The organism is Streptomyces tendae, assembly GCF_014650435.1.
GTDB lineage: Bacteria > Actinomycetota > Actinomycetes > Streptomycetales > Streptomycetaceae > Streptomyces > Streptomyces tendae.
Genome location: NZ_BMUY01000005.1, coordinates 269,560 through 295,837 on the forward strand (window position 1 = coordinate 269,560; position 26,278 = coordinate 295,837).

22 protein-coding genes and 1 pseudogene are annotated in these 26,278 nt (G+C 72.4%); 12 read left to right on the forward strand and 11 right to left on the reverse strand.

Annotation, left to right across the window (positions count from 1 at the left end; translation table 11 throughout):
- Positions 1 to 30: 30 nt before the first annotated feature.
- Entirely contained in the window at positions 31 to 891 is an 861-nt protein-coding gene (locus tag IE258_RS16040) for an oxygenase MpaB family protein (RefSeq protein ID WP_189744019.1), read from the reverse strand.
- A 117-nt stretch (positions 892 to 1,008) separates the two neighbouring features.
- Here IE258_RS16040 and IE258_RS16045 point away from each other — a divergent pair, with 117 nt between their 5' ends.
- Together IE258_RS16045 and IE258_RS16050 are read left to right on the forward strand one after the other, a co-directional pair.
- Positions 1,009 to 1,335: a hypothetical protein gene (locus IE258_RS16045; RefSeq protein WP_189744021.1), complete on the forward strand. Its 327-nt coding sequence runs from the start codon at positions 1,009 to 1,011 to the stop codon at positions 1,333 to 1,335.
- Positions 1,336 to 1,477: 142 nt separating this feature from the next.
- Positions 1,478 to 2,443, forward strand: a complete 966-nt coding sequence (locus IE258_RS16050) for a hypothetical protein (protein WP_189744023.1) — start codon at positions 1,478 to 1,480, stop codon at positions 2,441 to 2,443.
- Positions 2,444 to 2,550: 107 nt separating this feature from the next.
- Here the strand turns inward: IE258_RS16050 and IE258_RS16055 are convergent, their stop codons facing one another.
- Positions 2,551 to 2,733, reverse strand: a complete 183-nt coding sequence (locus tag IE258_RS16055; protein ID WP_159324636.1) for a tail-anchor membrane protein — start codon at positions 2,731 to 2,733, stop codon at positions 2,551 to 2,553.
- Positions 2,734 to 3,004: 271 nt separating this feature from the next.
- Between IE258_RS16055 and IE258_RS16060 the strand changes: the two genes are divergently transcribed.
- Positions 3,005 to 5,869, forward strand: a complete 2,865-nt coding sequence (locus tag IE258_RS16060; RefSeq protein WP_189744417.1) for an SCO1167/SCO6262 family helicase — start codon at positions 3,005 to 3,007, stop codon at positions 5,867 to 5,869.
- Positions 5,866 to 7,134 (forward strand): SWF or SNF family helicase, encoded by a 1,269-nt coding sequence (locus IE258_RS16065; protein WP_189744025.1) that lies wholly within the window; start codon positions 5,866 to 5,868, stop codon positions 7,132 to 7,134. Before IE258_RS16060 ends, IE258_RS16065 begins: the two co-directional genes overlap by 4 nt.
- A 186-nt stretch (positions 7,135 to 7,320) precedes the next feature.
- Here IE258_RS16065 and xylA read toward each other — a convergent pair whose 3' ends face one another.
- Positions 7,321 to 8,484 carry a xylose isomerase gene (xylA, locus tag IE258_RS16070; RefSeq protein WP_189744027.1) on the reverse strand — a complete coding sequence of 388 codons (1,164 nt, stop codon included), beginning with the start codon at positions 8,482 to 8,484 and terminating at the stop codon, positions 7,321 to 7,323.
- Positions 8,485 to 8,639: 155 nt separating this feature from the next.
- Between xylA and xylB the strand changes: the two genes are divergently transcribed.
- From xylB to IE258_RS16110, 8 genes are all read left to right on the forward strand, one after another.
- Complete coding sequence (gene xylB / locus IE258_RS16075; RefSeq protein WP_189744029.1) at positions 8,640 to 10,085, forward strand: xylulokinase; 1,446 nt, start codon at positions 8,640 to 8,642, stop codon at positions 10,083 to 10,085.
- 207 nt (positions 10,086 to 10,292) lie between these two features.
- Positions 10,293 to 11,501, forward strand: coding sequence for an ROK family transcriptional regulator (locus IE258_RS16080; RefSeq protein WP_189744031.1), 1,209 nt, complete (start codon positions 10,293 to 10,295; stop codon positions 11,499 to 11,501).
- A 352-nt stretch (positions 11,502 to 11,853) separates the two neighbouring features.
- Positions 11,854 to 12,459, forward strand: coding sequence for an N-acetylmuramoyl-L-alanine amidase (locus IE258_RS16085; RefSeq protein ID WP_189744033.1), 606 nt, complete (start codon positions 11,854 to 11,856; stop codon positions 12,457 to 12,459).
- A gap of 124 nt (positions 12,460 to 12,583) precedes the next feature.
- Complete coding sequence (locus IE258_RS16090) at positions 12,584 to 13,879, forward strand: GAF domain-containing protein (RefSeq protein ID WP_229892130.1); 1,296 nt, start codon at positions 12,584 to 12,586, stop codon at positions 13,877 to 13,879.
- A gap of 138 nt (positions 13,880 to 14,017) precedes the next feature.
- On the forward strand, positions 14,018 to 15,541 hold the full coding sequence (gene adh, locus IE258_RS16095) for an aldehyde dehydrogenase (protein ID WP_159324641.1): 1,524 nt from the start codon (positions 14,018 to 14,020) through the stop codon (positions 15,539 to 15,541).
- Positions 15,542 to 15,900: 359 nt separating this feature from the next.
- Positions 15,901 to 17,577 carry a ribosomal protection-like ABC-F family protein gene (abc-f, locus tag IE258_RS16100; protein ID WP_189744035.1) on the forward strand — a complete coding sequence of 559 codons (1,677 nt, stop codon included), beginning with the start codon at positions 15,901 to 15,903 and terminating at the stop codon, positions 17,575 to 17,577.
- A gap of 138 nt (positions 17,578 to 17,715) precedes the next feature.
- A complete protein-coding gene (locus IE258_RS16105; protein WP_189744037.1) occupies positions 17,716 to 18,360 on the forward strand; it encodes a hypothetical protein in 645 nt (214 codons plus the stop codon).
- A gap of 11 nt (positions 18,361 to 18,371) precedes the next feature.
- On the forward strand, positions 18,372 to 19,442 hold the full coding sequence (locus tag IE258_RS16110; protein WP_308434181.1) for a hypothetical protein: 1,071 nt from the start codon (positions 18,372 to 18,374) through the stop codon (positions 19,440 to 19,442).
- A 74-nt stretch (positions 19,443 to 19,516) separates the two neighbouring features.
- Here the strand turns inward: IE258_RS16110 and IE258_RS16115 are convergent.
- The 8 genes and pseudogenes from IE258_RS16115 to IE258_RS16150 form a co-directional block, all read right to left on the reverse strand.
- Positions 19,517 to 19,693, reverse strand: a pseudogene (locus tag IE258_RS16115) (diaminopimelate decarboxylase); the annotation flags it as partial.
- Between the two features lie 120 nt (positions 19,694 to 19,813).
- Positions 19,814 to 20,227, reverse strand: coding sequence for an SgcJ/EcaC family oxidoreductase (locus IE258_RS16120; protein WP_189744039.1), 414 nt, complete (start codon positions 20,225 to 20,227; stop codon positions 19,814 to 19,816).
- Between the two features lie 69 nt (positions 20,228 to 20,296).
- The gene (locus IE258_RS16125) at positions 20,297 to 21,460 is read right to left on the reverse strand and encodes an acyl-CoA dehydrogenase family protein (RefSeq protein ID WP_189744042.1); all 1,164 of its coding nucleotides are present in this window, start codon (positions 21,458 to 21,460) and stop codon (positions 20,297 to 20,299) included.
- Positions 21,461 to 21,544: 84 nt separating this feature from the next.
- Positions 21,545 to 22,264, reverse strand: coding sequence for a class II aldolase/adducin family protein (locus tag IE258_RS16130; RefSeq protein WP_229892131.1), 720 nt, complete (start codon positions 22,262 to 22,264; stop codon positions 21,545 to 21,547).
- Positions 22,264 to 23,025 (reverse strand): dihydrodipicolinate reductase C-terminal domain-containing protein, encoded by a 762-nt coding sequence (locus IE258_RS41210; protein WP_229892132.1) that lies wholly within the window; start codon positions 23,023 to 23,025, stop codon positions 22,264 to 22,266. The genes IE258_RS16130 and IE258_RS41210 overlap by 1 nt, the downstream gene beginning before the upstream one ends.
- Complete coding sequence (locus IE258_RS16140; protein WP_159324648.1) at positions 23,015 to 23,284, reverse strand: hypothetical protein; 270 nt, start codon at positions 23,282 to 23,284, stop codon at positions 23,015 to 23,017. Before IE258_RS16140 ends, IE258_RS41210 begins: the two co-directional genes overlap by 11 nt.
- Before the next feature lie 107 nt (positions 23,285 to 23,391).
- Positions 23,392 to 24,813 (reverse strand): class I adenylate-forming enzyme family protein, encoded by a 1,422-nt coding sequence (locus IE258_RS16145; protein ID WP_189744044.1) that lies wholly within the window; start codon positions 24,811 to 24,813, stop codon positions 23,392 to 23,394.
- A complete protein-coding gene (locus tag IE258_RS16150; protein ID WP_189744047.1) occupies positions 24,810 to 26,168 on the reverse strand; it encodes a nitroreductase family protein in 1,359 nt (452 codons plus the stop codon). Before IE258_RS16150 ends, IE258_RS16145 begins: the two co-directional genes overlap by 4 nt.
- Positions 26,169 to 26,278: the final 110 nt, after the last annotated feature.

Genomic DNA, 26,278 nt, shown 5'->3' on the forward strand with positions numbered 1-26,278 from the left:
GGGCCGGACTCGCATCGGGAGACGCTCACCTCACTCGGCGGCCGACGAGCCGATGTGGCGGACCGGACAGCCCCGGACGCCGGGGACCGGACGGGTGCCCAGGTCGGCCAGCCGGTAGCCGTTCGGGTAGCCCTTGATCTCCCGGTTCTGACGGGCGTGGTGCGGGGCACGCCTCGGCGGCAGCAGGCGGACCACGCGTCCGCGCAGCCTGACGGCCCGGCGCACGGCCGCGCGGGTGGCGGAGCCCGGCGGAGCGTAACCGAAGGCCCGCAGAAGGGGTTCGTCGAGCAGGGCGAGGGTCCCGGCCCGCAGGAGCGGGGCGAGCGGGCGCGGATACCAGGAGGCCATGAGGTCGAGCGTGGCGTCGGAGACGCGGCGGCCGCCCTCGTCCCGGGCGAAGTGGGCCTCCTCGTAGGCGTCGAGACAGGCTTCGAACTCCTCGTAGGAGCCCGGGATGTCCTTGATGCCCATGTGCCGTCCCAGCGTGCGGTAGTGAACGGCGGAGGCGACTCTCTCGTGGCGCGACATCCTGCGCCACCCGTAGGTGTCGATCCAGCGTGCGGGGATCACGACGAACGTGCACAGGACGTACCGCATGTCGTCGTTGGTGATGTCGTAGCTGCGGTGCATCCGGTTGATGCGCCGGATGGCCGTGCGGCCCTGCTCGCTGTCGAATCCGTGCTCGACCACGGCGTCGAGCAGCAGAGCCGTGTCGTCGTACCGCTTCTGGGGCCGGTCGGTGAACTCCGCCGTCTCGGCGAGCAGCCGGCCGATGCTCGGCACGGCGTAGGTGCGGTAGAGCGCCAACTCCAGAGCACGGGCGAAGTCCCAGGGGAACTCGTAGGCCGAGGAGAGCCGATAGATCTCCGAGGCGTCCGCGTAGGGATCCATCCGCCGGATCCGTGCCAGTAGTTCGAACCGCCGCGCCACGTGACCGCCCCCTTCTGTCGATGGGCCTTCAACTCTACGTTGAGTAGCAGGAGATGCACGGTCGGCCAGGGTGACGGCATGGGGAGGGTGGTCCACTTGTTCGGCAGGATCCGCGAGGCTTGGGACAGATCCCGCACCGCTCGGCGCACGGAGGGGAGCAAGGAGGGGACCGCGGGGGGCGGGTCCCGCTCGCACAACCTGTTCGAGGCCGCCGCCGCTTACGTCTCGGCGTGCGTGGAGGACGATCAGGACCGGATCGACGAGGCGGCGGGCCGCGTGTCGCCGGAGGCCCTGTCGTTCGGGGTCAACGAACTGGCGTGCCGGGCCGTGATCGCGCTCGCCCGGGAGCGCCGGGAACCACCGCGGGACGTGGCCCGCGCCCTCCTCGGGCTGCCCGCGACCTGAGTGTCGCGCCTCGTCCGCCAGGTGGTCGATTCGCCCCCGTCCAACCGGAAAGCTGCAGCTCGAGTGCGTCTGGGAGTCGTGACAAGGGCTTCCCGGGCGCACTAGGGTGCCCGCCATTGGACGAACCGATGGGGAGGCTGGGATGGCCGGGACGGACGAGGACGCCGTCGCCGCCGCGGACGATGCGCTCTATGTGCTCACGGCGGTGCTGCTGACGCCGGCGAAGTTTCCGAGTGTGCTGGGCGACGACTACCCGGAGGCGTGCGCCGCGCTCGGTCTCCCACCGCTGGCGGACGGCTACGGCCTGGTGCTCGGCCAGGACGGCGACGGCGCCCGGTGGACCGTTGTCATCGACGACGTCTCGCTGGTCGCGGTCGCCGTGGCGTCCTGGGACTGCGGCATGGAGTACGACCTGTCGCCGGACGAGCGGACGGTCGTCACCGCGCTGCCCGGCTGGCCCCTCGCGGTCGCCGTGGCGGCACCCGGTGTACCCGTGCCGCACGACCCCGGGCCCGAGTCCACCGACCAGCCCGCGCTGTGCCCGCCGGACACCAGCGTCTGGGGGCCGGCGCAGCGCCGTCTGGGAGCCGACGAGATCGCCCTTCAGTGGGCGCAGTGGCGGGAGCAGATCGACGACGCGGAGTTCCCGATGCCGGGCGGCGAGGCCGGTTCGCAGGCCGGTGCCCCCGGTGACGGCACGAAAGCCGGTGCGGACGCCGGGGCGAGCACCGGCGAGGGCACGTCGGCCGCGGCCGCGGGCCAGGTCGTTGCCATGGACGAGGCCGTTGCCACGGACGACGTCGTTGCAACGGACGACCGGACCGGCGCCGGGACCTTCGGGCACGGTGGCGTCCGACGAGTCCTCGCCGAGGCACGCGCCTACATCGACACACCGCCGCCCCTCGGCCGGGTCAGGTCGTCGTTCGCGCCGGGCGACGCGCGGACGCTGCGTGCCGACGGCCCCGGCTGGTCGCTCGTCGCCAGGACCGACGACATCGCGTTCGTCCTGCTCGACGAGGAGCCCGGTGAGGTCCTGCCGGTGGGCCGGGGACCGTCGCTGCCCGGGCTCCTGGAGGCCCTCGACAAGATGGCCGTACGGCCGAGCTGACCGGGGACACGGAAGACGTCCCACCGCTCGGTGTGGGGAAGCGCAGGCTCCCGGCCTGCGCTTCCCCGCACGACCGGCGGCGCGACGCCCCGGTGCGGATCAGCGCCTCAACGGCCTATCTCCCTGCGTGAGACACGGCGCAGCCTGCGCCGCTGCGCGGGATCGAGCGTGAGGTAAGCGGCGGCCGGGACTCCCAGAACTATCAGCAGGGCGGCCCACCAGGGCAGCCAGATCAGCAGGATGAGTCCGGCCGCCACACCCCCCGCTGCGACCTTGGCGTTCTTCGACATGATGTCGCCTCCTTCGCGGCCACTGCCGCTCTCTGTCCTGAAAACGGGCCCGCGCTCCCGGCGGTTCCGCAGCACGACCCTGAGAACTCCCTGAGGACCGACCCCTACTCGCCCCTGAGAGTTCGTCGGCGACCGAGTCCGGAGGGGGCGTCGGGAGACACCTCCCCCTTTGAATAGTGAGCCATGCCACAAACAAATCGCAGCCCAGGGAGTCAGCAGTCGCATATACTCGGCCGCCGCATCCCGGCTAGTCAAATTTGAGGAATAAGTCATCGCTGCGCAGAACGCTCTTCCGACCCCCTCCGAGATCTCCGCACTGGCCGACTGCTGCGCCGTCTTCCTGCCCGGCGATCCGGCCCGCACCGGCACGGTCGCCTTCTGGCGGCCCGACGGCGAAGCACCCGGCACCATCCCGTCGGGTACCCCGGGGAGCCTGACGGTCGTACTGCCCGAAGACGACGGCGTCGAAGCGGTGAGCGTGCCCGCGCTGCTGCTCCCGGTACGGGCCGCCCTGCCGGTACTCACGCGCGCGCGTGCCCACGAGGAAGGGCATCGGGCGTCGGTGTTCTGGGGAGCGGTCGCCGTCGAGGCCCTGCACCTGGTGGCACGCGGACTGTTGCTGCCCGGCCTGTCCGCGGCCGAACACGACGCCTGGCGCGCGGGTCCGCTGGGCGCACAGGAGACCGAGCGGGTCCGTCATCTCGCCGCCGCCATGCCGCCCGAGGCGCACGCGGTCCCGGTCGACGACACCGGCCCCCCGCGTCTGCCCGACCCGGAGGACCTGGTGCGCTCCTTCCTGGACGCCGTCGCGGACACACTGCCCCGCTCCCCCGCCGCCGCACTGGTGACGGCCGGGCCCGCCTACGCCTCGCGGGAGCCGCGGCTCTCCCCCGAACTGCGCGAATGGGCCCTGGACGTCGCCGCGGGGCACGACACGGGCGTACGGCTGTCGCTCCGTGTCGAGGTGCGGGGACTGTCGGCCGCGGCTCCCCAGGACGCCCGGCCGACGTTCCGGGTGGTGCCCCAGGTGCACAGCGTCAGTGATCCCGCGCTGGTCGCGGACACCGCCGAGGTGTGGGCCGGCACCGTCGGCGCCGCGTTCGGCACGCGCGCGCGAATGGACGCCCTGCTCGCCCTGCGCCGGGCGGCACGGGCCTGGCCCTCGCTCACCCCCCTGCTGTCGGCGGCCGTTCCCGACGCGGTCGCGCTCACCGACGCAGAGATCGCCGAGCTGCTCGGCTCCGCGTCCCTGGCGCTCGCCGACGCCGGAGTCGACGTGCACTGGCCGAGGGAGCTGGCCCGCGACCTGACCGAGCACGCCGAGGTGGGGCCCCCGGACGGTGATCCGGGCTCGCGCACCACCGGGTCCGAGACCGGCGCGTCGTTCCTGTCCGCCGACGCACTGCTCGCCTTCAACTGGACGTTCGCCCTGGGCGGCAAGGGCCTTACGCGCGAGGAGCTGGACCTGCTGGCCGAGGCGAACCGCCCCGTCGTGCGCCTGCGCGACCAGTGGGTGCTCGTCGACCCGGAGGAGGCCCACCGCGCCCGCGCCCGGCAGGACCACAAGGTCACGCCGGTCGACGCGCTCGCCGCCGCTCTGACGGGCTCCACGGAGGTCGACGGACGCCGTGTGGAGGTGCGGCCCACGGGATGGCTGGCGACGGTGCGGGAACGCCTCGCCGACCCCGAGGCGCAGGAGGCCGTGGCACAGCCGACCGCCCTCCGGGCCACGTTGCGCGACTATCAGCGGCGAGGCCTCAACTGGCTGGTGCGCATGACGTCGTTGGGCCTCGGCTGCTGTCTCGCCGACGACATGGGGCTCGGGAAGACCGTCACCCTGATCGCCCTGCACCTGCACCGGCAGACGGACGCGGAGGCTGCCGGTCCCACCCTGGTGGTCTGCCCGACCTCCCTGATGGGCAACTGGCAGCGGGAGATCGAGCGGTTCGCACCCGGCACGCCCGTACGCCGCTTCCACGGCACCCGCCGCGACCTCGACGACCTCGCGGACGGCGAGTTCGTGCTGACCACCTACGGCACCATGCGTCTGGACACCGACCGGCTCTCCGCGGTCTCGTGGGGCATGGTCGTGGCGGACGAGGCGCAGCACGTGAAGAACCCGTACTCCGAGACCGCGCGGCAACTGCGTTCCATCAGCGCCCGCGCGCGCGTGGCCCTGACCGGAACCCCGGTGGAGAACAACCTCTCGGAGCTGTGGGCCGTCCTCGACTGGGCCACACCCGGGCTGCTGGGCCGGCTCGGCAGCTTCCGCCGGCACTACGCCCAGGCCGTCGAGGGCGGACAGGACCCGGCGGCGGTGGAGCGACTGGCCCGGCTCGTAGGGCCCTTCCTGCTGCGACGCCGCAAGTCGGACCCCGGAATCGCACCGGAGCTGCCGCCGAAGACCGAGACGGACCGCCCCGTGTCGCTGACGACGGAACAGACGGCGCTGTACGAGGCGGTGGTGCGCGAGGCGCTCGCGGAGATCGCCGGAGCCGACCACATGGCGCGGCGCGGCCTGATCGTGAAGCTGCTGACGGGCCTCAAGCAGATCTGCAACCACCCGGCGCAGTTCCTCAAGGAGGACCGGCCGAAGATCACCGGCCGCTCCGGGAAGCTGGAACTGCTGGACGAGTTGCTCGACACGATCCTCGCCGAGGAGGCGAGCGTGCTGGTCTTCACGCAGTACGTGCAGATGGCACGGCTTCTGGAGCAGCACCTGGCGGTGCGCGGAGTGTCGTCGATGTTCCTGCACGGCGGCACCTCCGTCCCCACACGGGAGTCGATGGTGCGGCGGTTCCAGGAAGGCGAGGTTCCGGTCTTCCTGCTGTCGCTGAAGGCGGCAGGTACCGGACTGAACCTCACGCGCGCGGAGCACGTCGTGCACTACGACCGCTGGTGGAATCCGGCCGTCGAGGCACAGGCCACCGACCGTGCCTACCGGATCGGCCAGACCCGCCCCGTGCAGGTGCACCGGCTGATCGCGGAGGGGACCATCGAGGACCGCATCGCCGCCCTGCTGAACCGCAAGAGGGAACTCGCCGACGCCGTGCTGGGCTCGGGCGACGCGGCGCTCACGGAACTGACGGACGCGGAACTGGCCGACCTGGTCGAACTGCGAGGGGGTACGCGATGACTCGGTACGACAACGAGGCGGAACGGACGTTCGTCGCGCTGCCGCCCGCACAGGGACGGGGCTTCGCGCAGACCTGGTGGGGTCGCGCCTGGCTGAAGGCGCTGGAGGACGCGGCGATGGACGCGGCGCAGGTGAAGACGGGACGCAGGCTCGCGCGCGCGGGAGCGGTCGGCGCGGTGTCGGTGCGGCCGGGACGCATCACCGCGGTCGTCCACGACAGGGACCGTACGGCGCATCGGGCCGACGTACTGCTGGAGCGGCTCTCCGACGCGCAGTGGGACCGCTTTGTCGACATGGCGATCGAGCGCTCCGGGCATGTCGCGGCGCTGCTGGACCGTGACATGCCGCCGCACCTGGTCGAGGACGCCGCGGCCGCCGGCATCGACCTGCTGCCGGGCATGGGCGACTTGGAACCCGAGTGCGACTGCGGCGCCTGGGACCACTGCGGGCACACCGCGGCGCTCTGCTACCAGGTGGCCAGGCTGCTGGACCAGGATCCCTTCGTCCTGCTGCTGATGCGGGGCCGCGCGGAGGGCGCCGTACTCGAGGCCCTCCAGACTCAGGGTTCCGCGCCCGCGGAAGCGGTCGCTCCCCGACCGGAGGGGGTGGACGCCGCCGAGGCGTACGCGGCGGGACAGGTACTGCCGCCGCTGCCCGCACCGCCCGGCCTCGGGGACGGTCCGGGTGTACCGCCGTCCCTGGACACGGAGGCGGCCGCCCCGCCCGGCGTCGAGCCGTCCTGCCTGTCGTTCCTGGCCTCCCGGACGGCTGCGGAGGCGCACCGCCTGCTCGCCGAGGCCCTGCGCGCCGGGCACGACGGGCGGGCCGTGGGCCCGGAGCCGACCGTGGCACAGGATGCGGTGCGTCTGGCCGCGGGGGATCCCGGTCCCGATGTGCTGGACCGCCTCAGTGATGGTTCCGGGCGCACGCGGGAGGCCCTGGCCGCGGCCGTACGCGCGTGGCGGCTCGGCGGTGGGGCCGCCCTGTCCGTGCTCGAGGAGGAGTGGGCGGTGGAGGGCGACGCTGCCGCACGCGCGCGTGCGGCACTGGAATCGGCCTGGGAGGAGGACGAGCGGCCGTCGTTGCGGGCGCGCGCCAACCGGTGGACCGTCGTCGGCGCACCGCACCAGCTCCGCCTGGACCGCGAGGGACGCTGGTGGCCGTACCGCAGGGAGCACGGCCGTTGGGTCCCGGTGGGCGGCGCCGACCAGGACCCGGCGACGGCCCTCGCCGCCGCGGCCCTCGCAACGGGGGACGAGACCTGACGCCCGGCCCGACCGAGCCCGGCCGGCACTGCCCTCACCAGACCTGACCTGCGCTGTTCTGGCTCCTCGGCTCTCCCCCGCCCCGTCCGGCGCGCACGGATCCGGGGCCGTCGACCGAGCCGCACGGGCTCCGGCCCCCTCCCGCGGGAGGGGGCCGGAGCCCGTGTGCACAGGGGCGAGGACGGATCAGCGGGCGCCGAGGAGGTGGTCCATGGCGAGCTGGTCGAGGTGCTCGAAGGCCATGCCGCGTGCGGCGGCGGCGTCCACGTCGAAGGTGTCGTAGGCGCTCCGGTCGGCCAGCAGGGACGCCAGACCGTCCTCGGCGGTCGGGCGGGCCAGCTCGTCCAGCCGCGCCGCGGCCAGTGCCTCCTGCACCTGCGGGTCGGCGCGGAAGGCCGCGGCCCGGTCCTTGAGGATCAGGTAGTTGCGCATGCAGCCGGCCGCCGACGCCCACACGCCGTCGAAGTCCTCGGTCCGCGGCGGCTTGAAGTCGAAGTGCCGCGGGCCCGCGTACCCGGCCCTTTCCAGCAGGTCGACGAGCCAGAACGCGGCCCGCAGGTCACCCGCGCCGAACCGCAGGTCCTGGTCGTACTTGATGCCCGACTGGCCGTTGAGGTCGATGTGGAAGAGCTTGCCCGCCCACAGCGCCTGGGCGATGCCGTGCGGGAAGTTCAGACCGGCCATCTGCTCGTGGCCGACCTCCGGGTTCACCCCGTACAGCTCCGGCCGTTCGAGGCGCTCGATGAAGGCCAGGGCGTGACCCACCGTCGGGAGCAGGATGTCACCACGCGGCTCGTTCGGCTTCGGCTCGATCGCGAACTTCAGGTCGTAGCCCTGCTCGGTGACGTACTCGCCCAGCAGGTCGAATGCCTCCTTCATCCGGTCCAGGGCGTCCCGCACGTCCTTGGCCGCGCCGGACTCCGCGCCCTCCCGGCCGCCCCAGGCCACGTAGACGCTCGCGCCCAGCTCGACCGCGAGGTCGATGTTGCGGATCGTCTTGCGCAGCGCGTAACGGCGCACGTCCCGGTCGTTCGCCGTGAAGGCGCCGTCCTTGAACACCGGGTGCGTGAACAGGTTCGTGGTCGCCATCGGCACCTTCATGCCGGTCGCGTCCAGCGCCTGCCGGAACCGCTTGATGTGCGACTCCCGCTCGGTGTCGCTCGACCCGAAGGGGATCAGGTCGTCGTCGTGGAACGTGACGCCGTACGCGCCCAGCTCGGACAGGCGCCGCACCGACTCGGCGGGGTCCAGGGCCTGCCGGGTGGCGTCACCGAACGGGTCACGGCCCTGCCAGCCGACCGTCCACAAACCGAACGTGAACCTGTCCTCGGGAGTGGGCTGGTAGTTCATTCCGCGGCTCCTCACTCGATGCCGATCAATCGCTGCCGACTATTTCGTCATGGCGCTTTACAAATTAGTATGCACACACGGTCCTGGGAAGGGACAAGGTGTCCCCGAAGGAGTGAAGGCCGGGTCCCAGGACCCGCGGAAGAGGGAGAAGCCCGATGTCAGCAGCCGAGGGTCCGCTCGTCGTCGGCGTGGACACGTCCACCCAGTCCACCAAGGCGCTGGTCGTCGACGCGGCCACCGGCCGGGTCGTCGCGAGCGGCCAGGCGCCCCACACCGTGTCGTCCGGGGCCGGCCGGGAGAGCGACCCGCGTCAGTGGTGGGACGCGCTGGGCGAGGCCCTGAGTCAGTGCGGCGACGCCGCCCGGGAGGCCGCGGCGGTCTCCATCGGCGGGCAGCAGCACGGTCTGGTCACGCTCGACGCGCAGGGCGAGCCGGTGCGCCCCGCCCTGCTGTGGAACGACGTCCGCTCGGCACCGCAGGCCCGCCGGCTGATCGACGAGCTGGGCGGGGCCAAGGCATGGGCTGAGCGCACGGGGAGCGTGCCCAGCGCCTCCTTCACGGTCACCAAGTGGGCCTGGCTGGCCGAGCAGGAGCCGGAGGCGGTCCGCGCGGTGAGGGCCGTACGGCTCCCCCACGACTACCTGACCGAGCGCCTCACCGGCGAGGGGACCACCGACCGCGGCGACGCGTCCGGCACCGGCTGGTGGGCGTCGGGCACCGAGGCGTACGACGAGGGGATCCTCGCGCGTGTGGGACTCGATCCGGCGCTGCTGCCCCGGGTCGTCCGGCCCGGCGAGGTGGCCGGCACCGTGCGCACCGGCCACGGCCTGCCGTTCTCCAAGGGGACCCTGGTCGCGGCCGGCACCGGCGACAACGCGGCCGCCGCGCTGGGCCTCGGGCTGCGCCCCGGTGTCCCGGTGATGAGCCTCGGCACGTCGGGCACGGTGTACGCCGTGTCGCAGCGCCGGCCCGCCGACCCGACCGGTACGGTGGCGGGCTTCGCCGACGCGCGCGGCGACTGGCTGCCGCTTGCCTGCACCCTCAACTGCACGCTCGCCGTCGACCGTGTCGCCTCTCTGCTGGGTCTGGACCGGGAAGCCGTCGAGCCGGGCACCGACGCCACGCTCCTGCCCTTCCTGGACGGCGAGCGCACACCGAACCTCCCGCATTCCTCCGGTCTCCTGTACGGGCTGCGGCACGACACGACCGCCGGCCAGCTGCTCCAGGCCGCCTACGACGGCGCGGTGCACTCGCTGCTCGCCGCGCTCGACCTGGTACTCGACGCCGACGCGGACCCGTCCGCGCCGCTGCTGCTGATCGGCGGCGGCGCCCGGGGCACGGCCTGGCAGCAGACCGTACGGCGGCTGTCGGGACGCCCGGTGCAGATCCCGGAGGCCAGGGAACTGGTCGCGCTCGGCGCCGCGGCACAGGCCGCCGGCCTGCTGACCGGCGAAGACGCGGCCGCCGTCGCCCGGCGCTGGAACACGGCCGCCGGACCGGTCCTCGACGCCGTGGAACGGGACCGGGCGACGCTGGACAGGATCACCGGGGTACTCTCCGACGCGGCACCGCTGCTGGAACGGGATGCGACCTCCCACTGAGACCGCGCTCGTCACGGGTGGACCGCCGCCGGCCGGTGCGCGGACGGGTGCCGCGGGCACGTCGTTGGCGGACCGGGACGTGGCGGCGAGGGGACACCTCTCCCGGTGTTTCCCGGCGACGGGCCGCCCGCCCGTGGACCGACCGTGCCGCGGGGCCCACGGCCCGGTGCCGGACCGAGCGACGACAGACCAAGGACTGACGGAGGCATGACCGCACCGCCGCACGAAGCCCACCCGGCCCGTCCCGGGCGCGCGCTGCCGGACACCCAGCAGGGAATGCGCCGTCGCAATCTCGCGCGGGTGATGCACACCGTCAGCGCCGAGGGTCCACTGTCCCGGGCCGCCGTCGCCTCACGGATCGGGCTGACGCGAGCGGCGGTGTCGACCCTCGTGGACGAACTGGTCCGCTCGGGACTGCTGGAGGAGCTGGGTCCCGAGCGCCCCGGCCGCGTGGGCCGGCCCGGATCCGCGCTCGCCGTCAGCGCGCAGGGTCCGGCCGGCATCGGGGCGGAGATCGGCGTCGACCATCTCGCGGTCTGTGCGGTAGACCTGCGCGGCCGGGTACGCGCGCGTGCCGTTCGCTACGGAAGCAATCGAGGCCGTTCGCCGGAGCCGGTGCTCGCGCAGCTCACCGGCCTGGTGCGGCAGGTCGTGTCGGAGGCGGAGGCCGAGGGGCTGTGGCCGGCCGGGATCGCGGTGGCCGTGCCGGGTCTCGTGGCCCGGGACGGCCGGACCGTCGTACGCGCCCCGAACCTGGACTGGCACGACGCGGACCTTGGCGCGCTGCTGCCCGCGGACCTGCCGCCGACGGTGGACAACGAGGCCAATTTCGGTGCGCTCGCCGAACTCTGGCTCGGCGACGGTACTCCCCGGGACTTCCTGCACGTCTCGGCCGAGATCGGCATCGGTGCGGCCGTGGTGTTCGACGGTCGGCTGCTGCGCGGTACCCGCGGATTCGCCGGCGAGCTGGGGCACGTGCCGGTCCATCCCGACGGTCCCGACTGCGCGTGCGGCGGCCGCGGGTGCCTGGAGCAGTACGCCGGTGAGAAGGCGGTCCTGCGTGCGGCGGGCGTGGAGCCCGGGGAAGACCGTGTCGGCCTGCTCGCCGGACGTGCCGCGGAGGGCGACGAGGACGTGCGGCGTGCCCTGCGCGAGGCGGGCACGGCACTCGGCATCGCCCTGACCGGTGCGGTGAACCTGCTGGACCCCGAGGGTGTGGTGCTGGGCGGCGCGCTGGCCGGTCTCGCGCCTTGGCTGCTGCCGTCGCTGCGGGAGGAACTGGCCCGACGCACCGCCGGTCCCGCATGCCCGGTGGCGGTGTCGGAGCTGGGCCCGCAGGGACCGTTGCTCGGCGCCGCGCACTCCGTGGTGCGTGCGGTCCTGGACGACCCGGGCGCGCTCGCCCGGCAGGCCTGACACCACCCGGCAGACGGTCCGCCGCCTACCTGGCCCGCCACTCTCGTTCACTCGATCGAGTGAGCACTGTGTCCACAAGGCGGTGGCTGTCCACGGAACGGCGCGGCGCTCTACTGCGCAACCCCCGCTCCCCGTACGGTGATTCACGCGGACGCACCTCGCCCACCGGGCGGTCGGACGTTCGCGTCGGCATCCCGCTTCGCGGTTCGTGTCGCTCCGTCATGTCGCCACGGCATGCAGCCCGCCATGCCGGCCCCGTCATGTCGCTGCGGCATGTCGCTCCGTCAATGGCGAGCGGCCGAGCAGCCACCCCCCACCGGGCCCAGGGCCCCACCGACGAAAGGGCAATCCCATGGAAAGGGAGAGGACAGCACCCGCTCCGACCAGGCGGCGACTCCTGAAGGGCGCCGCGTTGGCCACCGTCCCGTACACCCTGCTCTCCGGTACCCGAGCCGCCGCCCGGGCCCGTGCCGTCGACTACCCCTCCGCGGAGTGGCTGCCGGCGAACACGTCGAACTACAGCCGGTCGAGCCGCCCCACGGCCTACCCCGTCGACTACGTGGTCGTCCACGTCACGCAGGAGACGTACGACGACACCCTGTCCATCTTCCGCGACCCCGAGAGGCAGGTGTCCGCGCACTACGTCGTCCGGTCCTCCGACGGGCACGTCGCGCAGTGCGTCCGCGAGGCGGACATCGCCTGGCACGCGGGCAACTGGGACTACAACACCCGCAGCATCGGAATCGAACACGAGGGGTGGGTGGACCGGCCCGAGTACTTCACCAACGCCCTGTACGAGCAGTCGGCCCGGCTCACCGCGGCGATCTGCACCGCCTACGGAATTCCCAAGGACCGCACGCACATCATCGCGCACCACGAGGTGCCCGGCAGCAACCACACGGACCCGGGGCCCTTCTGGGACTGGACCCGCTACATCAGACTGGTCAACTTCGCCTGACCTCTCGTCGGCCTGGCCCGGCCACGCCCGGCCAGGGCCGGCCTCGTCGCCGGTCCACTCGGAACGCCACATTCGGGTGTCCGACCGGTCGAAGTGGTTGTCGGCGCGTACCAGCGGAGTCACGATGTCCCACACCGCAACAGCGTCCGGGGAGGCCGAGTTGACTGATTCATGGCTGGCTCTGGAACCGGGAGCAGACCCCGTCGAGCGCGCGCGGACACTGCGCCGGGCCCACGAGACCTTCACCGAAGCGGGGACGGTGCCCCGGCCCGTGCGCGCCGTGGTGGCGGATTCGTGGCGGCGGTCGGTCCGGGCGGGCGTCGGCCCGGACGGCACCGCGAGCGTGGAGCTGATGGACGGCGACCTCGGCGCCTACCGGGCTGAGCACCCGCTGTCGCGGGTGATGCCGCTGTTCCGGGAACTGCTGGGGACGTTCGCCGCCGACGGCGAGCATCTGCTCGCGGTGTGCGACGCACACGGCAGGCTGCTGTGGGTCGAGGGGCATCCGGCCACCCGGCGCCGGGCGGGACGGATGAACTTCGTGCCCGGGGCCCGCTGGTCGGAGTCGGCGGTCGGGACGAACGCGCCGGGCACGGCGGTGGCCGTCGGCCGTCCCGTGCAGGTCTTCGCGGCCGAGCACTTCATACGCCGGGTCCAGCCCTGGACCTGCGCCGCCGCTCCGGTGCACGATCCTCGTACCGGGCGGGTGCTCGGCGCCGTGGACATCACGGGCGGGGACGGTCTGGCGCATCCGCACAGTCTGGGTTTCGTACAGGCCGTGGCACGTGCCGCCGAGTCGCAGTTGGCGCTGCTCGCTCCGGAGCTGCCGGGGCCCGAGACGGCCGAGCTGACCGCGCTGGGCCGTGACGATGCCCTGCTGAGCGCGGGGGGTCGCAGGGTCAGGCTGAGCCGGCGGCACAGCGAGATCGTCGTGCTGCTGGCCCACCATCCGGAGGGTCTGACGGGCGACGAGTTGCTCTGTGCGCTGTACGAGAACGAGACGGTGCCGGCGGTGACGTTGCGGGCCGAACTGGCCCGCCTGCGCGGCATCCTGGGTCCCGGCCGGCTGGCTTCGCGGCCGTACCGGCTCACGATGCCCGTCGAGTGCGACGCGGCCGTCGTCGAGCGTCGGCTGCGGGCCGGTGCGGTGACGGGGGCGGCGACGGTGTACGCGGGTCCGCTGCTGCCCGGCTCCCAGGCCCCGGCGGTCGTCCGGCTCCGGCGCCGGCTCGCCGACGGCCTGCGGGCGGCGCTGATCACCTGCGGTGACCCCGACCTGCTGGCCGACTGGGGCCACGCACCGTGGGGGGAGGACGATCTCGACGTGTGGCGTGCGCTCGCGGCGGTCCGGCCCACGGCGGCGACGCGCTCCCGGCTCGGAGCGCTGGAGGCCGAGCTGGCGGCGCCCGACCCGGGGTGAGCGCCCGCCGGTGAGCAGCCTGCGGGAGACCGCCCACCGGAACACGGCGCGCGCAACGTCTCTGCAACGTCCCGCTTCCTAGCCTCGCGCGCAGAGCTGTCCAACGGCGGGCAGCGCTCGATGAGGGAGGCACGAAGGATGACCCGTTACGCGGCGCCCGGCACCGAGGGCGCGATCGTCTCCTATCAGTCGCGCTACGACCACTTCATCGGTGGCGAGTACGTGCCGCCGGCGCGCGGGCAGTACTTCGAGAACCCGTCCCCGGTGAACGGCCTGCCCTTCACCGAGATCGCGCGCGGTACGGCGGACGACGTGGAGCTGGCGCTGGACGCCGCGCACGAGGCCGCTCCGGGGTGGGGCCGTACCTCGGTGACCGAGCGTTCCGACATCCTGCTGAAGATCGCCGACCGCATGGAGGCGAATCTGGAGCGCCTGGCGGTCGCCGAGAGCTGGGAGAACGGCAAGCCGGTGCGCGAGACGCTGGCGGCCGACATCCCGCTCGCCATCGACCACTTCCGCTACTTCGCGGGCGCGGTCCGCGCCCAGGAGGGCTCACTGGGCGAGATCGACGACGACACCGTGGCCTACCACTTCCACGAGCCCCTGGGAGTCGTCGCACAGATCATCCCGTGGAACTTCCCGATCCTGATGGCGACCTGGAAGCTCGCCCCTGCGCTGGCCGCCGGGAACGCGGTGGTCCTGAAGCCCGCGGAGCAGACCCCGGCCTCGATCCACTACTGGCTGAGCCTGGTGGCGGACCTGCTGCCCCCCGGCGTCCTGAACGTGGTCAACGGCTTCGGCGTGGAGGCGGGCAAACCGCTGGCGTCGAGCCCCCGGGTGGCGAAGGTGGCGTTCACCGGTGAGACCACCACCGGGCGGCTGATCATGCAGTACGCCTCGGAGAACATCAAACCGGTCACGCTGGAACTGGGCGGCAAGTCGCCGAACATCTTCTTCGACGACGTCTGGGCACGGGACGACGACTTCCGCGACAAGGCGCTCGAGGGCTTCACGATGTTCGCGCTCAACCAGGGCGAGGTCTGCACCTGCCCCTCCCGGGCGCTCGTGCAGCGCGGCAGCTACGCCGAGTTCATGGAGGCCGCGGTCGCCCGTACCGAGTTGATCAAGACGGGCCACCCCCTGGACACCGACACGATGATCGGTGCGCAGGCATCCAACGACCAGTTGGAGAAGATCCTCTCCTACCTGGACATAGGCCGCCAGGAGGGCGCCAAGGTGCTCACCGGCGGGGAGCGGATCGAGCACGACGGCGAGCTGAAGGGCGGCTACTACGTCCAGCCGACGATCTTCGAGGGGCACAACCGCATGCGGATCTTCCAGGAGGAGATCTTCGGCCCGGTCGTGTCGGTGACGTCCTTCGACGACTTCGACGACGCGATCAAGACCGCCAACGACACCCTGTACGGTCTCGGTGCCGGTGTGTGGACCCGCGACATGAACACCGCCTACCGCGCCGGCCGCGCGATCCAGGCGGGACGCGTGTGGACGAACTGCTACCACGCCTACCCGGCGCATGCCGCCTTCGGCGGCTACAAGCAGTCGGGCATCGGCCGGGAGAACCACAAGATGATGCTGGAGCACTACCAGCAGACGAAGAACATCCTTTGCTCCTACAGCCCCAAGAAGCTCGGGTTCTTCTGAGCGCTCGAGTCGGGGTGCCTCGGGCCCGGCCTGTCCGCCTGGACGGGCCGGGCCCCAGGGGGCTCCACGGTCGGATTTCGCATCCGGGACTTCTCCCCTCGGGCCGCACGTCTGTCGGGCCTCGTAGCGCTTCGCTCCGGCGGGCGTGGCCAGGAGCTGCGTCTCCCAGGTGATGCGGCTTGTTGTTGCGTCAACAGCCTCCACGCCCGCGAGGCGGCGACACCGTACAGGGGTTGAGGCGAGACGGTTCGTCTTGTTAGGATGCGGGCATGGCTTTCCTTTTCTTCGTCTGAGTCCGGGCACGGCCCCTGCCGCCGTTTCTGCTGCCCGTAGACCCTTCGCATGCCAGGGAAAGCCCTATGCGCGACCGCGCCCGTACCACTGTGTCCGCCCACGCCCCCACTGCCGTGGCCCAGCTGTCCGTGCAGTCCGTCACCAAGTCGTACGGCACCCGAACCGTCCTCGACCAGGTCTCCTTCACCGTCCGGCCGGGCGAGAAGGTCGCCGTCGTCGGTGAGAACGGCTCCGGCAAGTCCACCCTGCTCCGGCTGCTGGCCGGGACCGAGGCACCGGACACCGGGGAGATCACCGTGCACTTCCCCGGCGGCACCGGCCACCTCGCCCAGACGCTGGACCTCGATGGGGACGCCACCGTGCAGGACGCCGTCGACCTCGCCCTGTCCGAGCTGCGCGACATGGAGCGCGGGCTCCGTGCGGCGGAGGAGTCCCTCGCCGACGCATCCGACGAGGAACTCGCCGCGTACGGCGCGCTGCTGATGGAGTACCAAGAGCGGGGCGGTTACGAGGCGGACTCCCGCGTGGACGCCGCCCTGCACGGACTCGGGCTCGCCCGGGTCACGCGTGACCGCCTGCTGGGCTCGCTGTCCGGCGGCGAGCAGTCACGCCTCGCGCTCGCCTGCGTCCTGGCTGCCTCCCCCGAACTGCTGCTCCTGGACGAACCGACGAACCACCTCGACGGGGCAGCCGTGCGCTGGCTGGAGGAGCGCCTGCGCACACACCGCGGCACCGTCGTCGCGGTCACCCACGACCGCGGCTTCCTGGAGCGCCTGGCCACCACGATCGTCGAGGTCGACCGGGACGAGCGCACCGTGCGCCGGTACGGCGACGGCTGGGCCGGCTACCGCGCCGCGAAGGCCGCCGCCCGGCGCGGAGCGGAGCAGCGGTACGCGGACTGGGTGGACGAGGTGAACCGCGCGGAGGAACTGCTGGAGGCCGCGGGCCGGCGGCTCGCCGCCACGGGCCGCGACCCGAGGCAGGGCTTCGGCAAGCACCGCCGGTCCAGCGAGGCGAAGCTCGGCGGGCAGGTGCGATCCGTGCGGGAGCGCCTCGCGCAACTGCGGCGCAACCCGGTGGCTGCGCCGCCGGAACCGCTCCGGTTCACGACACCGCTGGTGCCGGCCGACGGCGCCCCGTCCGGGGGCACGCTCGCCGAACTCGACAACATCCGGGTCGGAGAACGGCTGAGTCTGGAGGGGCTCCTGACGATCGAACCCGGAGCACGTCTCCTGGTCACGGGCGAGAACGGCGCCGGCAAGACGACGCTGCTCCGTGTCCTCGCAGGCGATCTGCGTCCCGACGCGGGCACGGTGCGCGGCATCGCGCGGATCGGCCACCTCGCCCAGGAGCTGCCCGGGCGCGCCACGCGGCTGCCGCTGCTGGCCGCGTTCGCCGCTGGGCGGCCCGGCCCGCCGGACGAATACGTCGAACAGCTGCTGGCCCTGGGGCTGTTCCGCGAGGAGGACCTGCGGGTGCCGGTCGCCGCGCTGTCCAAGGGGCAGCAGCGGCGGCTGCAGATCGCGACGCTGGTGACCCGGCCCGCGGACCTCCTCGTCCTCGACGAGCCGACCAACCACATCGCCCTCGACCTGGTCGAGGACCTTCAGGCGGCGCTCGCGGCGTATCCGGGCGCGGTGGTCGCGGTCTCGCACGACCGCGACTTCCGTGCGCGCTTCGCGGCCGAACGGCTGGAACTGCGTGCCGGCCATGGGCGCGCGGTCGGTTGGTCCCTGCGGTGAGCGCACCGAACAGCTCGTTCGCGACGTCCGAGGCGAACTGGCCGATCTACCTCCGGCCCGCACGGGCCCCTATGCTCAGGCGGAAGGTTCCGTGTGTCGTCAGCATGCAGTCTGTACCACCCGGGGGAAGTCGTGGACGTGCCGATGCTGATCCTGCTGGGTGCGGCAGGAGGTGCGCTGCGCGGGCTCCTCGACGTCTACAGCCGGTTCCTGGACTGGCAGGCGGACCGTCGCGCCAACCGGCAGTTACCCACCGGCCAGGAGAGCGAAGCGCCCAGGTTCCAGGAGTACTTCGATCCCGTCGCCGACCCGATCGCAGCCGTCGTGCACAGCGCGATGGGTGCCGGGGCCGCGGTGCTCCTCGGTACCACCGGACAGGTCAGTGGAGCGTACGCGGCCGTTGTCGTCGGCATCTCGGCCCCGGTCATCCTGACCCAGCTCGGCCGTGTCCAGTCGGTCGGCGACGCGGTCGGCGGCGCAGCACCGCAGGAAGGGCCGCCCGCCGAAGAGGTGACCGCCGCAGGCTCTCCGCGAGCCGCGCCACCCCCGGAGCGGCCGCCGCCGGGCGAAACCGGATCCCGGCCGCCGGTCACCGAGCCGTCCCCGGCCCCGCGCCCGACGCCGCTGTCGTCGTCGGTGCCCGGTCCCTCCAGGAGCGTCGACGAACACCGCCGGACCACCCTCACCGGTCCTGACTCCTCGGCCCTGGACTTCACCAGCGATCACGGTGCTCCGCGTCCTCCCCACGGACCGGCGCTCGGCGAGGAAGGGACGACAGGATGACGCGGCCCCTCATGAGCCGACGTATCGCCGCGGCGATCCTGGGCGCCAATCGCCCCGGCGACCGGCTGTCCGCCACCGCGCACCAGCGCCGGCTTCCCCTCGGGCGCCGGCTGCTGACGTCGGTCCTGGGTGTCCGGGCACACTCGCCGGTGTCGTCCGCATCCCCGCGCGAGGAGTCCTTCGGGAGGGCGAAGGCGCCGGGCGACGGCGTTCGGCCGCGCACGCCGAGTGCGGACCGTCAGGAGTACGGCTCGCGCCGGACGGAGAAACTTACGCGACCCCTCCTGAGCGAGGACCGCCAGGAGTACGAGCGGATTCTTGACGCGGCGCTGCGCTCGGCCCCGCGGCGCCCGGAGCTTGCCGCTGTCGGGCAGCGGCTCAACTCGGAACAGCTCCGCACGATGGCGCTCAACGCCACCACGCTCATCACAGCGGCTGCGGCGACCGAGTACCAGCACTACGTGGAGGTCCGCGAACTGAGCCGCCCGGTGCGGCCCGTCCCAGCCCCCTTTCACGGACCCGACTCTGAGTCCACCCGCACGGTGAAGCTCGCCCTGGGGCCGGTGCGCCGGACCGGCGCGGGTCCCGCAGCCGTCGTCGCGGTGCTCGCTCCCCTGCTCGCGGCCACCGTCGCGGTGCTCTCCCTGCTCGTGGGCTTCATCCTGAAGATCCTCGTTCCCGGGTCGGTGCTCTCCCAGACCCTCCTCACCGTTGGGTGGGTTTCCGGCGCGGCCGCCGCGGCCACGTTCCTGGCCGCCTCCGTCGCTCCGCTGCTCACCTCCCTGCGCGACGGGCGCTCGCCCGAGACCGGACCCCACGACGAGTCGAGCCGGGAAGTGGACCTGGCCCGGGATGCCTGGCGCGAGGCGCTGCTGGAGCGGGGGATCGTGCCGTTCTTGCGGGAGGCTCTCGCCGATCGCGGCACTGCAGAACCTCAGCAACCGGCCCCCTCCGTGACGAACGGCCGCATCCCGAGCCTCGGCTACCAACGGCCCGGATTCACCAGCCCGGATTTCACCAGCCCGGATTTCGGGGGGCCGGCCGAAAGCGGGCCCTCCGCGGGACCCGAGGAACCCGAGTGACGTCCGGCCCACCGCGGCGGGCCGGACGCCGGACCAGGCACTCCATGCGCTCCGTGCGCTCCGTGCTGCCACGGCTAGATGCCCACGTCGCGGCGGCGCATGTCCTCCAGGGACTCCCGCCGTACCAGAAGGCGGGCACGGCCGTCGCGTACGGCGGCCAGGGGCAGGCGGCCGACGAGGTTGTAGCCGGAGGCCATGGCAAGCTGATACGCACCAGCCACGGGTACGGCGAGCAGGTCACCGGGGCGCGGGGAGGCGGACCGGGGCACGCGGCCGACGTTATGCCCGGCGTCCCCCGGTCCGGGCCGTGCACTGACGGGACGCTGACGCTGCTCCGGAGGATGTTGACGTGATGCTGACGGACCGGTGTCTCACCCGGTCCGGACCTCCGTGTTCTGGCAGGCGTGCAACAGCCAGCGTCCGTCCTCCTGCCTGGTCATGACGTACAACGGAGCGCCTTCCGTGTCACCCTCGGCCGAGTGGTAGACCTGCCGTACCTTGACCGCCGCCACGTCGGGGCGCAGGAATTGGACGTGGGCCACCTCGTAGGTGACGTCGCCGTCCCAGACGGCGGCGGGCAGCACCGCGCGGGTGAACTCGGCGATCGCGTCGAGGCCCAGAAGCACCTTGCCGTGGGCGGTCGTCCAGAGTGCGTCGGGGTGGAAGAGGGTGAGGAATCCTTCGGCGTCCTTGGCCCGCTGGGTGCGTTCGACGTCGGCCACGACGCGTTCGATGGCCCTGCGGTCCGGGGTGCCGGATTCGTGGGGCGCGTCCTGTGTGTTCATGCGGATCACTGTCGTACCTCAAGCGCGCCTGAGGTCAAGGGCCGATGGGCGCGACGGCGTCCGCGGCGCTCACAGCGAGGACGAGATCACCAGGCGCTGGATCTGGTTCGTGCCCTCGATGAGCTGGAGCAGCTTGGCCTCGCGCATCCAGCGTTCCGTCGGGTGGTCGGTCACGTATCCGTAGCCGCCCAGGACCTGGACCGCGTCGGTGGTCACACGCATCGCCGTATCGGTGGCGAAGAGCTTGGCCTTCGCGGCGGCGGCCGAGGAGTGCTGCCCGGCATCGAGTCGGCGGGCTGCGTCGAGCAGCAGCGTGCGGGCAGCGCTGACCTGGGTCGCCATGTCGGCGAGCAGGAAACCGATTCCCTGGAAGGAGATGATCGGCTTCCCGAACTGCTGCCGGGTCTTCGCGTAGGCGACGGCGTAGTCGAGCGCGGCCTGGGCCAGGCCCACCGCGCAGGCGGCGATGCCGAGGCGCCCTCGGTCGAACAGCCCCGTCGCGATCAGGAACCCCTTGCCGGGCCTGCCGATCCGTCGGTCCTGGGTGATCTCCGCCCCGTCGAAAACGATCTGGGCGGTCGGCGAGGAACGGACGCCCATCTTGCGCTCAGGGGCCTGCGGGCGGAGTCCTGGTGTGCCCGCGGGCGCCAGCAGCAGGGACAGGCCGCGCACGCCGTCGCTTCCGGTGCGGCAGAAGACGTTGTAGTAGTCGGCGACGCCCGCGTGGCTGACCCAGGACTTGACCCCGTTCACGACGTAGCGGTCCTCGTGCAAGGTGGCGGTGGTGCGCAGCGCCGAGATGTCGGAGCCGGCCTCCGCCTCCGAGATGCAGTTCGCGCCGAGCAGTTCGCCCCCCAGCATGTCCGGGAGCCAGACGGCCCGCTGCTCTTCGGAACCGAAGGCGGCCAGGCCGTAACAGGAGAGCACGTGGATGTTGACCGACTGGGCGACCCCCAGCCAGTGCTGGGCCAGGGTCTCCAGGACGGTGAGGTACACCTCGTAGGGCTGGCCTCCTCCGCCGTACTGTTGCGGGTAGGGCAGCCCGAGCAGTCCGGCCCGGCCGAGCGTGTTCAGCAGTTCGCGGGGGAAGGTCGCCTCCGACTCGAACTGCTCCACCCGCGGGGCGAGTTCGGCGGTGACCAGCTGTCGGACGAGTTTCAGCAGGTCGAGTGCCTCCTCTGTCCAGGCGGGTCCGGTGGGTTGGGGGTGACGGCTTGGCGCGGAGGTGGGCATGGCGGCGTCCTCACGTACGGCTGGATCATGGCGCACCGGTTCTTCGGCGCTGGCGAAAGGGCGTTGGGGCGAGGCCGGCGGGGGTCAGGCCGGCAGCCACTGCTCGGCTTCGGGCCACCGGCGTACGGCTCGGCGCACCGCGTAGTCCCAGTAGGAGCGCACGGACAGGTCGGCGTAGATGAAGTCCTGTTTGAGCCGGACGTCTTCGGCACTGGAGTAGTGGAACTCCGTGCCCGTGGCGAGCGCGGCGAGCTGGAGGCGACAGGCGCGTTCCAGCACCTGGGCGAAGATCGCGGCATGGCGCACGCTCTTGCCGACGACCACCCCACCGTGGTTGCGCAGGAACACGGCGCGGCCGGTGTCCCCGAGTTCCTTCGCGATCCGGTCGCCGGTGGCGATGTCGAGCACGGTGTTGCTGGTGGTGGTGAAGACGCTGGTCGCGTCGACGAAGTAGGCCCCCTCGTGGGAGAGGGGGCGCAGTGCGAGGTCGCAGGCACCGAACAGCAGGGTGTACGGGGCGTGGCTGTGCACGATGCCGTTGACGTCCGGCCTGGCTCGATAGATCGCCTGGTGGAGCGGGAGTTCGGGTGGCGCCGTGCGGGGGGCCGGGCGCGCGTGGTCCACCGCCGCGGTGACGGTCTCTCCCGGTGTGACCTCGTCGAAGCCGCAGAGCGCGTTCTTGATCAGGAAGGTGTCCGCGCCGGGTGTTCTGGCGGATATCTGTCCTTGGTTGAAGTCGTCGTGTCCGTCCAGGGAGAGCATCCGCCCGCCCAGGGCGAGTTGGGTGGCCAGCCGGCGTGTCATCAGAGGGCCTCTCTCGTGAAGTGGTCGTCAAGGGAGGTGGTCGAGAGGGTGTGGAAGAAGTCGTCGACGGCGATCAGGCCGGGAGGGCGCCGCGGCAGACGCTGGGCAAGGGCCAGGGCGGTGCGGGCCACGGCGCCCAGCGAGGTCACCTGGTGGTGCACGGTGAGGGCTTCGTCGGCGCCCCAGGTCCAGGTGATCGAGTGTTCGCTGACCTCCGGGCCTCCGCGCCGGAGCCCCAGTTCGGCCTCCGGCTGGCCGCCGCCGTCCGTCCAGGCGGTGGCGAGTCGTTCGGCCGTCGCACTGACCCGGGCCGCCTTGCGGGCCGGGTGCCGGTCCAGGACGTCCACGTGGGGGGCCGTGAAGTGGTGGACGCCGGCAACCAGGCCGGCCAGCCTGCGCTGCAGGTAGCTGCCGAACGAGAGGTTGGCGGCCTCGAGCACGGGCACCGCGGCGGCGACCTCGTCGAGCAGTGCCGAGTGCCGCTCCCGCAGGTGGGAGACGCACTCGAGCAGTGGCACACCGCGCTGGAGGCAGTACGCGGCGACTTCGGGGAAGCCGCCGGGGGCGCCGGCGTCGATGAGGACGTCGGGCACGGATTCGACCGTCCACCCGGTACTCGCCCGTGCCCGCAGGCTCACCGGGACGCCCGCGTCCGCGCAGGCCCGCAGCAGCGCGCCGCCGAGCCGTCCCGCACCGACGATGCCCACCGTGAGGGGTGGGTCGCCGTGCAGGGGGGCGGATGCCGCCGCGTCAGGCGGCATCGGAGCCGAGCTCGGTCAGGACGGCGGCGACGATGCCGTCCACCGTGCCGAGCGCCTCGGCTCCTTCGTCGGCGTCCAGGTAGGCGCCGAACTCGTTCTCGATGGCGTCGAGCAGTCGGATGTAGGAGAGCGAGGTGTAGTTGACGGCTTCCAGTACACCTCCGTGCGCCTCGATGTCCGAGACGCTGATGTCACCTTCGTGGGACGAGATGATCAGGCGGATCACGCCCTCACGTATCTGCTGCGGGCCGGCGGACATGACTGACTCCTCGGAATGGGGCCGATGGGCTTCGCCGTCGGTCGCGGATACCGCCCGGGCGGGTGCCAGGGACAGTGGTGTGGAGCGAGCGGGACGCTTCGGCGGGCTCAGGAGGTGCCCGTGTCGAAGAGGCTCCGCAGTTCGTGGAGCACCGGCTTGCCGATCACCGTGGTGGGGATGGCGTCGACGACCCGGATCAGTGTGGGGACCTTGTGGGCGGCCAGGTTGTCGCGGATCCGCAGGCGTACCTCGCCGGCGTCCAGCCCTTCGCGCAGCACGAGTACGGCGGCTACGGCGGGCTCGCCGTGCCGGTCGGGAACTTCGAGGACCACGGCCTGTTCCACGCCGGGTACGGCACTGACGGCGTTGCCGACCTCGGCCGGGTCGACCTTGCGGCCGCCCACGTTGATCATCCGGTTGGAGCGGCCGGTGAGCACCAGTTCCCCGTCCTCCAGATGCCCGCGGTCCCCCGTGCTGTAGTGGCCGCCGTCGTCGATCCGGCTCTCCAGGAGGCCGGGGGCGTTGAGGTAGCGGGTGGCCATCGAGGCACTGCGCACGTGGACGGCCCCGTCCCGGTCGACGACTTCCCGGGCCTGGATGTCCACTCCCGGCAGCGGGCGGCCCAGACTCCGCGCCGAGGTGGCGGTGGAGTACGTCAGCGGTCCGGCCTCGGCGACACCGTAGTAGTTGCCCATCGGGACTCCGGTCAGTTCGGTGAACCGCTTCTTGGTGTCCGCGCGCAGCGGAGCGCCGGAGGAGATGGCGACGCGGACGGAGGCGAAGTCCGCGCGGCCGGTGCCGGTGCGGACGAAGGAGTCGTAGAGGGCGGGGAAGGCGACCAGCCGGGTGGCCTGCGTTTCGGCGACGAGCCGACGGATCCGGCCGCTGGTCGGCAGCCCGTGCGACAGGTGCAGCTGCGCGCCGACCAGGAAGCTGGACAGGAGGGAGGTGTTGAAGGCCAGCCCGTTGGACAGGCCCGCGCAGCACAGGATGCGATCGTCGGCCGACATGGCGGTTCCCGCCGCCCAGTTCTCGGCCGCCGCGCGCACCGATCGGCCCGAGAACTCCAGGCAGTTGGGCCTGCCCGTGGTGCCGGAGGTGAAGCGGCAGACCTCGGTGTCGGGATGCAGCTGGTGACGGCGCTCGGCGCTACGGCGGTGCGTGGCGGTCAGGCCCGGCAGAGCGGGGACCGCGTCGCCTGCCGTGTCCCGGTCGTGGAGGAGCAGGTCGAGCGAGCAGTCCTCGTGGATACGATCCAGTTCGCCGTCACCGGCCGAGGCGTCGACCAGGAACGGGACTGCCCCCGCGTGCAGGATGCCCAGGTAGGCGGTCACCCACGTGGTGCTGTTGCGGGCGGCCAGGCCGATTCGGGGGCGGTCGTCCACGGATCGAGTACCGCTGAGCCACTCGGCAGCACGCAGGCTCCGCTGGTGCAGGGCGCGGTGGTCGACCGAGGAGTCGGGGCCGGACAGCGCCGGGCTGTCCGCGTACTGGTCGGCGCACCGGGCGAACGCGGCGGCGAGGATCATGAGCGCTCATTCTGTGCGTAGGCGACCGCGAGGCGGTCGAGCTTCGGGGCGTCAGGTGTGTCCAAGCCCATGGCGACCGCGTACACCACGTCGTGATCGGCGGGCAGGTCGGCCAGCCGCTGCCATCGCTCACTGTCGAACCCACCGACACCCGTGACCGCGAGGTCGCGCCGGGCCGCTTCCAGGCAGACCAGTTGAGCCAGTGCCCCGGCGTGGTAGAGCACCGTCCACATCTGTGAGCCGCCCGCCCCGTCGATGAGCGAGGCGGTGGGCGCGTGCAGCAGCAGTACTGCCGACGTGTCGGCCAGATGACGCTGAGCCATGAAGGCTTCGGTGACCGATTCGTTGGGCAGCGCGGGGACCCAGCGGATGTCGAGGCCGGTCGGCCGGGCCAACTCGCCTTGACTGTCTTGCTCTTGCCGTATCACCAGGGTGGCGTGGGGCGGGGTTCCTTCACCGGGCAGCAGGTCGTGGAAGAGGGACAGCGCCCGGTCGACGGTGCCGTGTATGTCTCGCACCGGGACGGTGCCGGGCGCGAAGCCGGTGGCCGACCGACGGCTGTGGAACGCCGACCGCGGCACGAGAGGTGCCCTGCCCCTGCGCCGTACGGCCGACGGCAGAGAGCCGGCCCCTCCCGGCGGGCCGGCCGCGGCCCCTTCGGAATCGGTGACGAGTGACTCCCAGCAGAGCCGCTCCAGCCAGTGTGGCTGCCGGCGCAGCGAGGGCTCCCGGGTGGCGCGGGCATCGCTCACTGTCCAGCAGGACGGTTCGGCACCGGGGCCGCTGCCGCCCGGCACCGCGGTGACGGCCAGCGCGGAGTGGACCTCCGCGCACTCGCCGTACTCTGTGACCAGGGGCTCGAAACCCGGCGGGCGCCGGCGCAGCACGACACTCGCGCCGAGGCTGTCGGCCGCCAGGACAAGGTTCAGGTGCAGGTGCGCCGTGTCCAGCTGGGTGTAGAGGTAGCCCCGGTCGCCGTACTTTCGCATGGACAGCCAAGGCCGGGTGGCCAGCACGATGACCGCGCCGTCCTCGGGGACGGCGAGCGCTGCTCGGCAGAGCGCCTCGTCGACTTGGGGTCCGCGGCTGAGCAACTGACAGAGCCGTCGCCCCGGATCGGTCTGGTAGAGGCCGATCGCACCCGCGTCGTCCCTGGTCAGGATGTAGCACTCGTAGGGGTAGGTGGCGCCGGCCGAGGGCACCGCCCGGCGCGAGCCGTCCGTACCGATCATGCCCAGGTCGAGTACCGCCAGGCCGGTGCGCAGTCCCGCGGCGGGCGTGAGAGCGGGCGACCGTCCGGACTGTGCGGAGTCGACCGCCATCCGTGTCCAGAGCGGTATTGCACGGACTTCCATCGTGATCTGCTCCTCGATTCCTTGGGATGCAGCCCTGCGGCCCGGCGGCCCGGATGCCGACCCAGAAGCTGGCGTCACACCGAGACTGACGCAAATTATGCACAGAAGCT

Bases quoted from the DNA above. Each gene is read 5' to 3' on its own strand.
- IE258_RS16040 (WP_189744019.1), bottom strand. From the start codon at position 891: ATGGATCCCTACGCGGACGCCTCGGAGATCTATCGGCTCTCCTCGGCC.
- IE258_RS16045 (WP_189744021.1), top strand. From the start codon at position 1,009: ATGGGGAGGGTGGTCCACTTGTTCGGCAGGATCCGCGAGGCTTGGGAC.
- IE258_RS16050 (WP_189744023.1), top strand. From the start codon at position 1,478: ATGGCCGGGACGGACGAGGACGCCGTCGCCGCCGCGGACGATGCGCTC.
- IE258_RS16055 (WP_159324636.1), bottom strand. From the start codon at position 2,733: ATGTCGAAGAACGCCAAGGTCGCAGCGGGGGGTGTGGCGGCCGGACTC.
- IE258_RS16065 (WP_189744025.1), top strand. From the start codon at position 5,866: ATGACTCGGTACGACAACGAGGCGGAACGGACGTTCGTCGCGCTGCCG.
- xylA (WP_189744027.1), bottom strand. From the start codon at position 8,484: ATGAACTACCAGCCCACTCCCGAGGACAGGTTCACGTTCGGTTTGTGG.
- xylB (WP_189744029.1), top strand. From the start codon at position 8,640: ATGTCAGCAGCCGAGGGTCCGCTCGTCGTCGGCGTGGACACGTCCACC.
- IE258_RS16080 (WP_189744031.1), top strand. From the start codon at position 10,293: ATGACCGCACCGCCGCACGAAGCCCACCCGGCCCGTCCCGGGCGCGCG.
- IE258_RS16085 (WP_189744033.1), top strand. From the start codon at position 11,854: ATGGAAAGGGAGAGGACAGCACCCGCTCCGACCAGGCGGCGACTCCTG.
- IE258_RS16090 (WP_229892130.1), top strand. From the start codon at position 12,584: ATGTCCCACACCGCAACAGCGTCCGGGGAGGCCGAGTTGACTGATTCA.
- adh (WP_159324641.1), top strand. From the start codon at position 14,018: ATGACCCGTTACGCGGCGCCCGGCACCGAGGGCGCGATCGTCTCCTAT.
- abc-f (WP_189744035.1), top strand. From the start codon at position 15,901: ATGCGCGACCGCGCCCGTACCACTGTGTCCGCCCACGCCCCCACTGCC.
- IE258_RS16110 (WP_308434181.1), top strand. From the start codon at position 18,372: ATGAGCCGACGTATCGCCGCGGCGATCCTGGGCGCCAATCGCCCCGGC.
- IE258_RS16120 (WP_189744039.1), bottom strand. From the start codon at position 20,227: ATGAACACACAGGACGCGCCCCACGAATCCGGCACCCCGGACCGCAGG.
- IE258_RS16125 (WP_189744042.1), bottom strand. From the start codon at position 21,460: ATGCCCACCTCCGCGCCAAGCCGTCACCCCCAACCCACCGGACCCGCC.
- IE258_RS16130 (WP_229892131.1), bottom strand. From the start codon at position 22,264: ATGACACGCCGGCTGGCCACCCAACTCGCCCTGGGCGGGCGGATGCTC.
- IE258_RS41210 (WP_229892132.1), bottom strand. From the start codon at position 23,025: ATGCCGCCTGACGCGGCGGCATCCGCCCCCCTGCACGGCGACCCACCC.
- IE258_RS16140 (WP_159324648.1), bottom strand. From the start codon at position 23,284: ATGTCCGCCGGCCCGCAGCAGATACGTGAGGGCGTGATCCGCCTGATC.
- IE258_RS16145 (WP_189744044.1), bottom strand. From the start codon at position 24,813: ATGATCCTCGCCGCCGCGTTCGCCCGGTGCGCCGACCAGTACGCGGAC.
- IE258_RS16150 (WP_189744047.1), bottom strand. From the start codon at position 26,168: ATGGAAGTCCGTGCAATACCGCTCTGGACACGGATGGCGGTCGACTCC.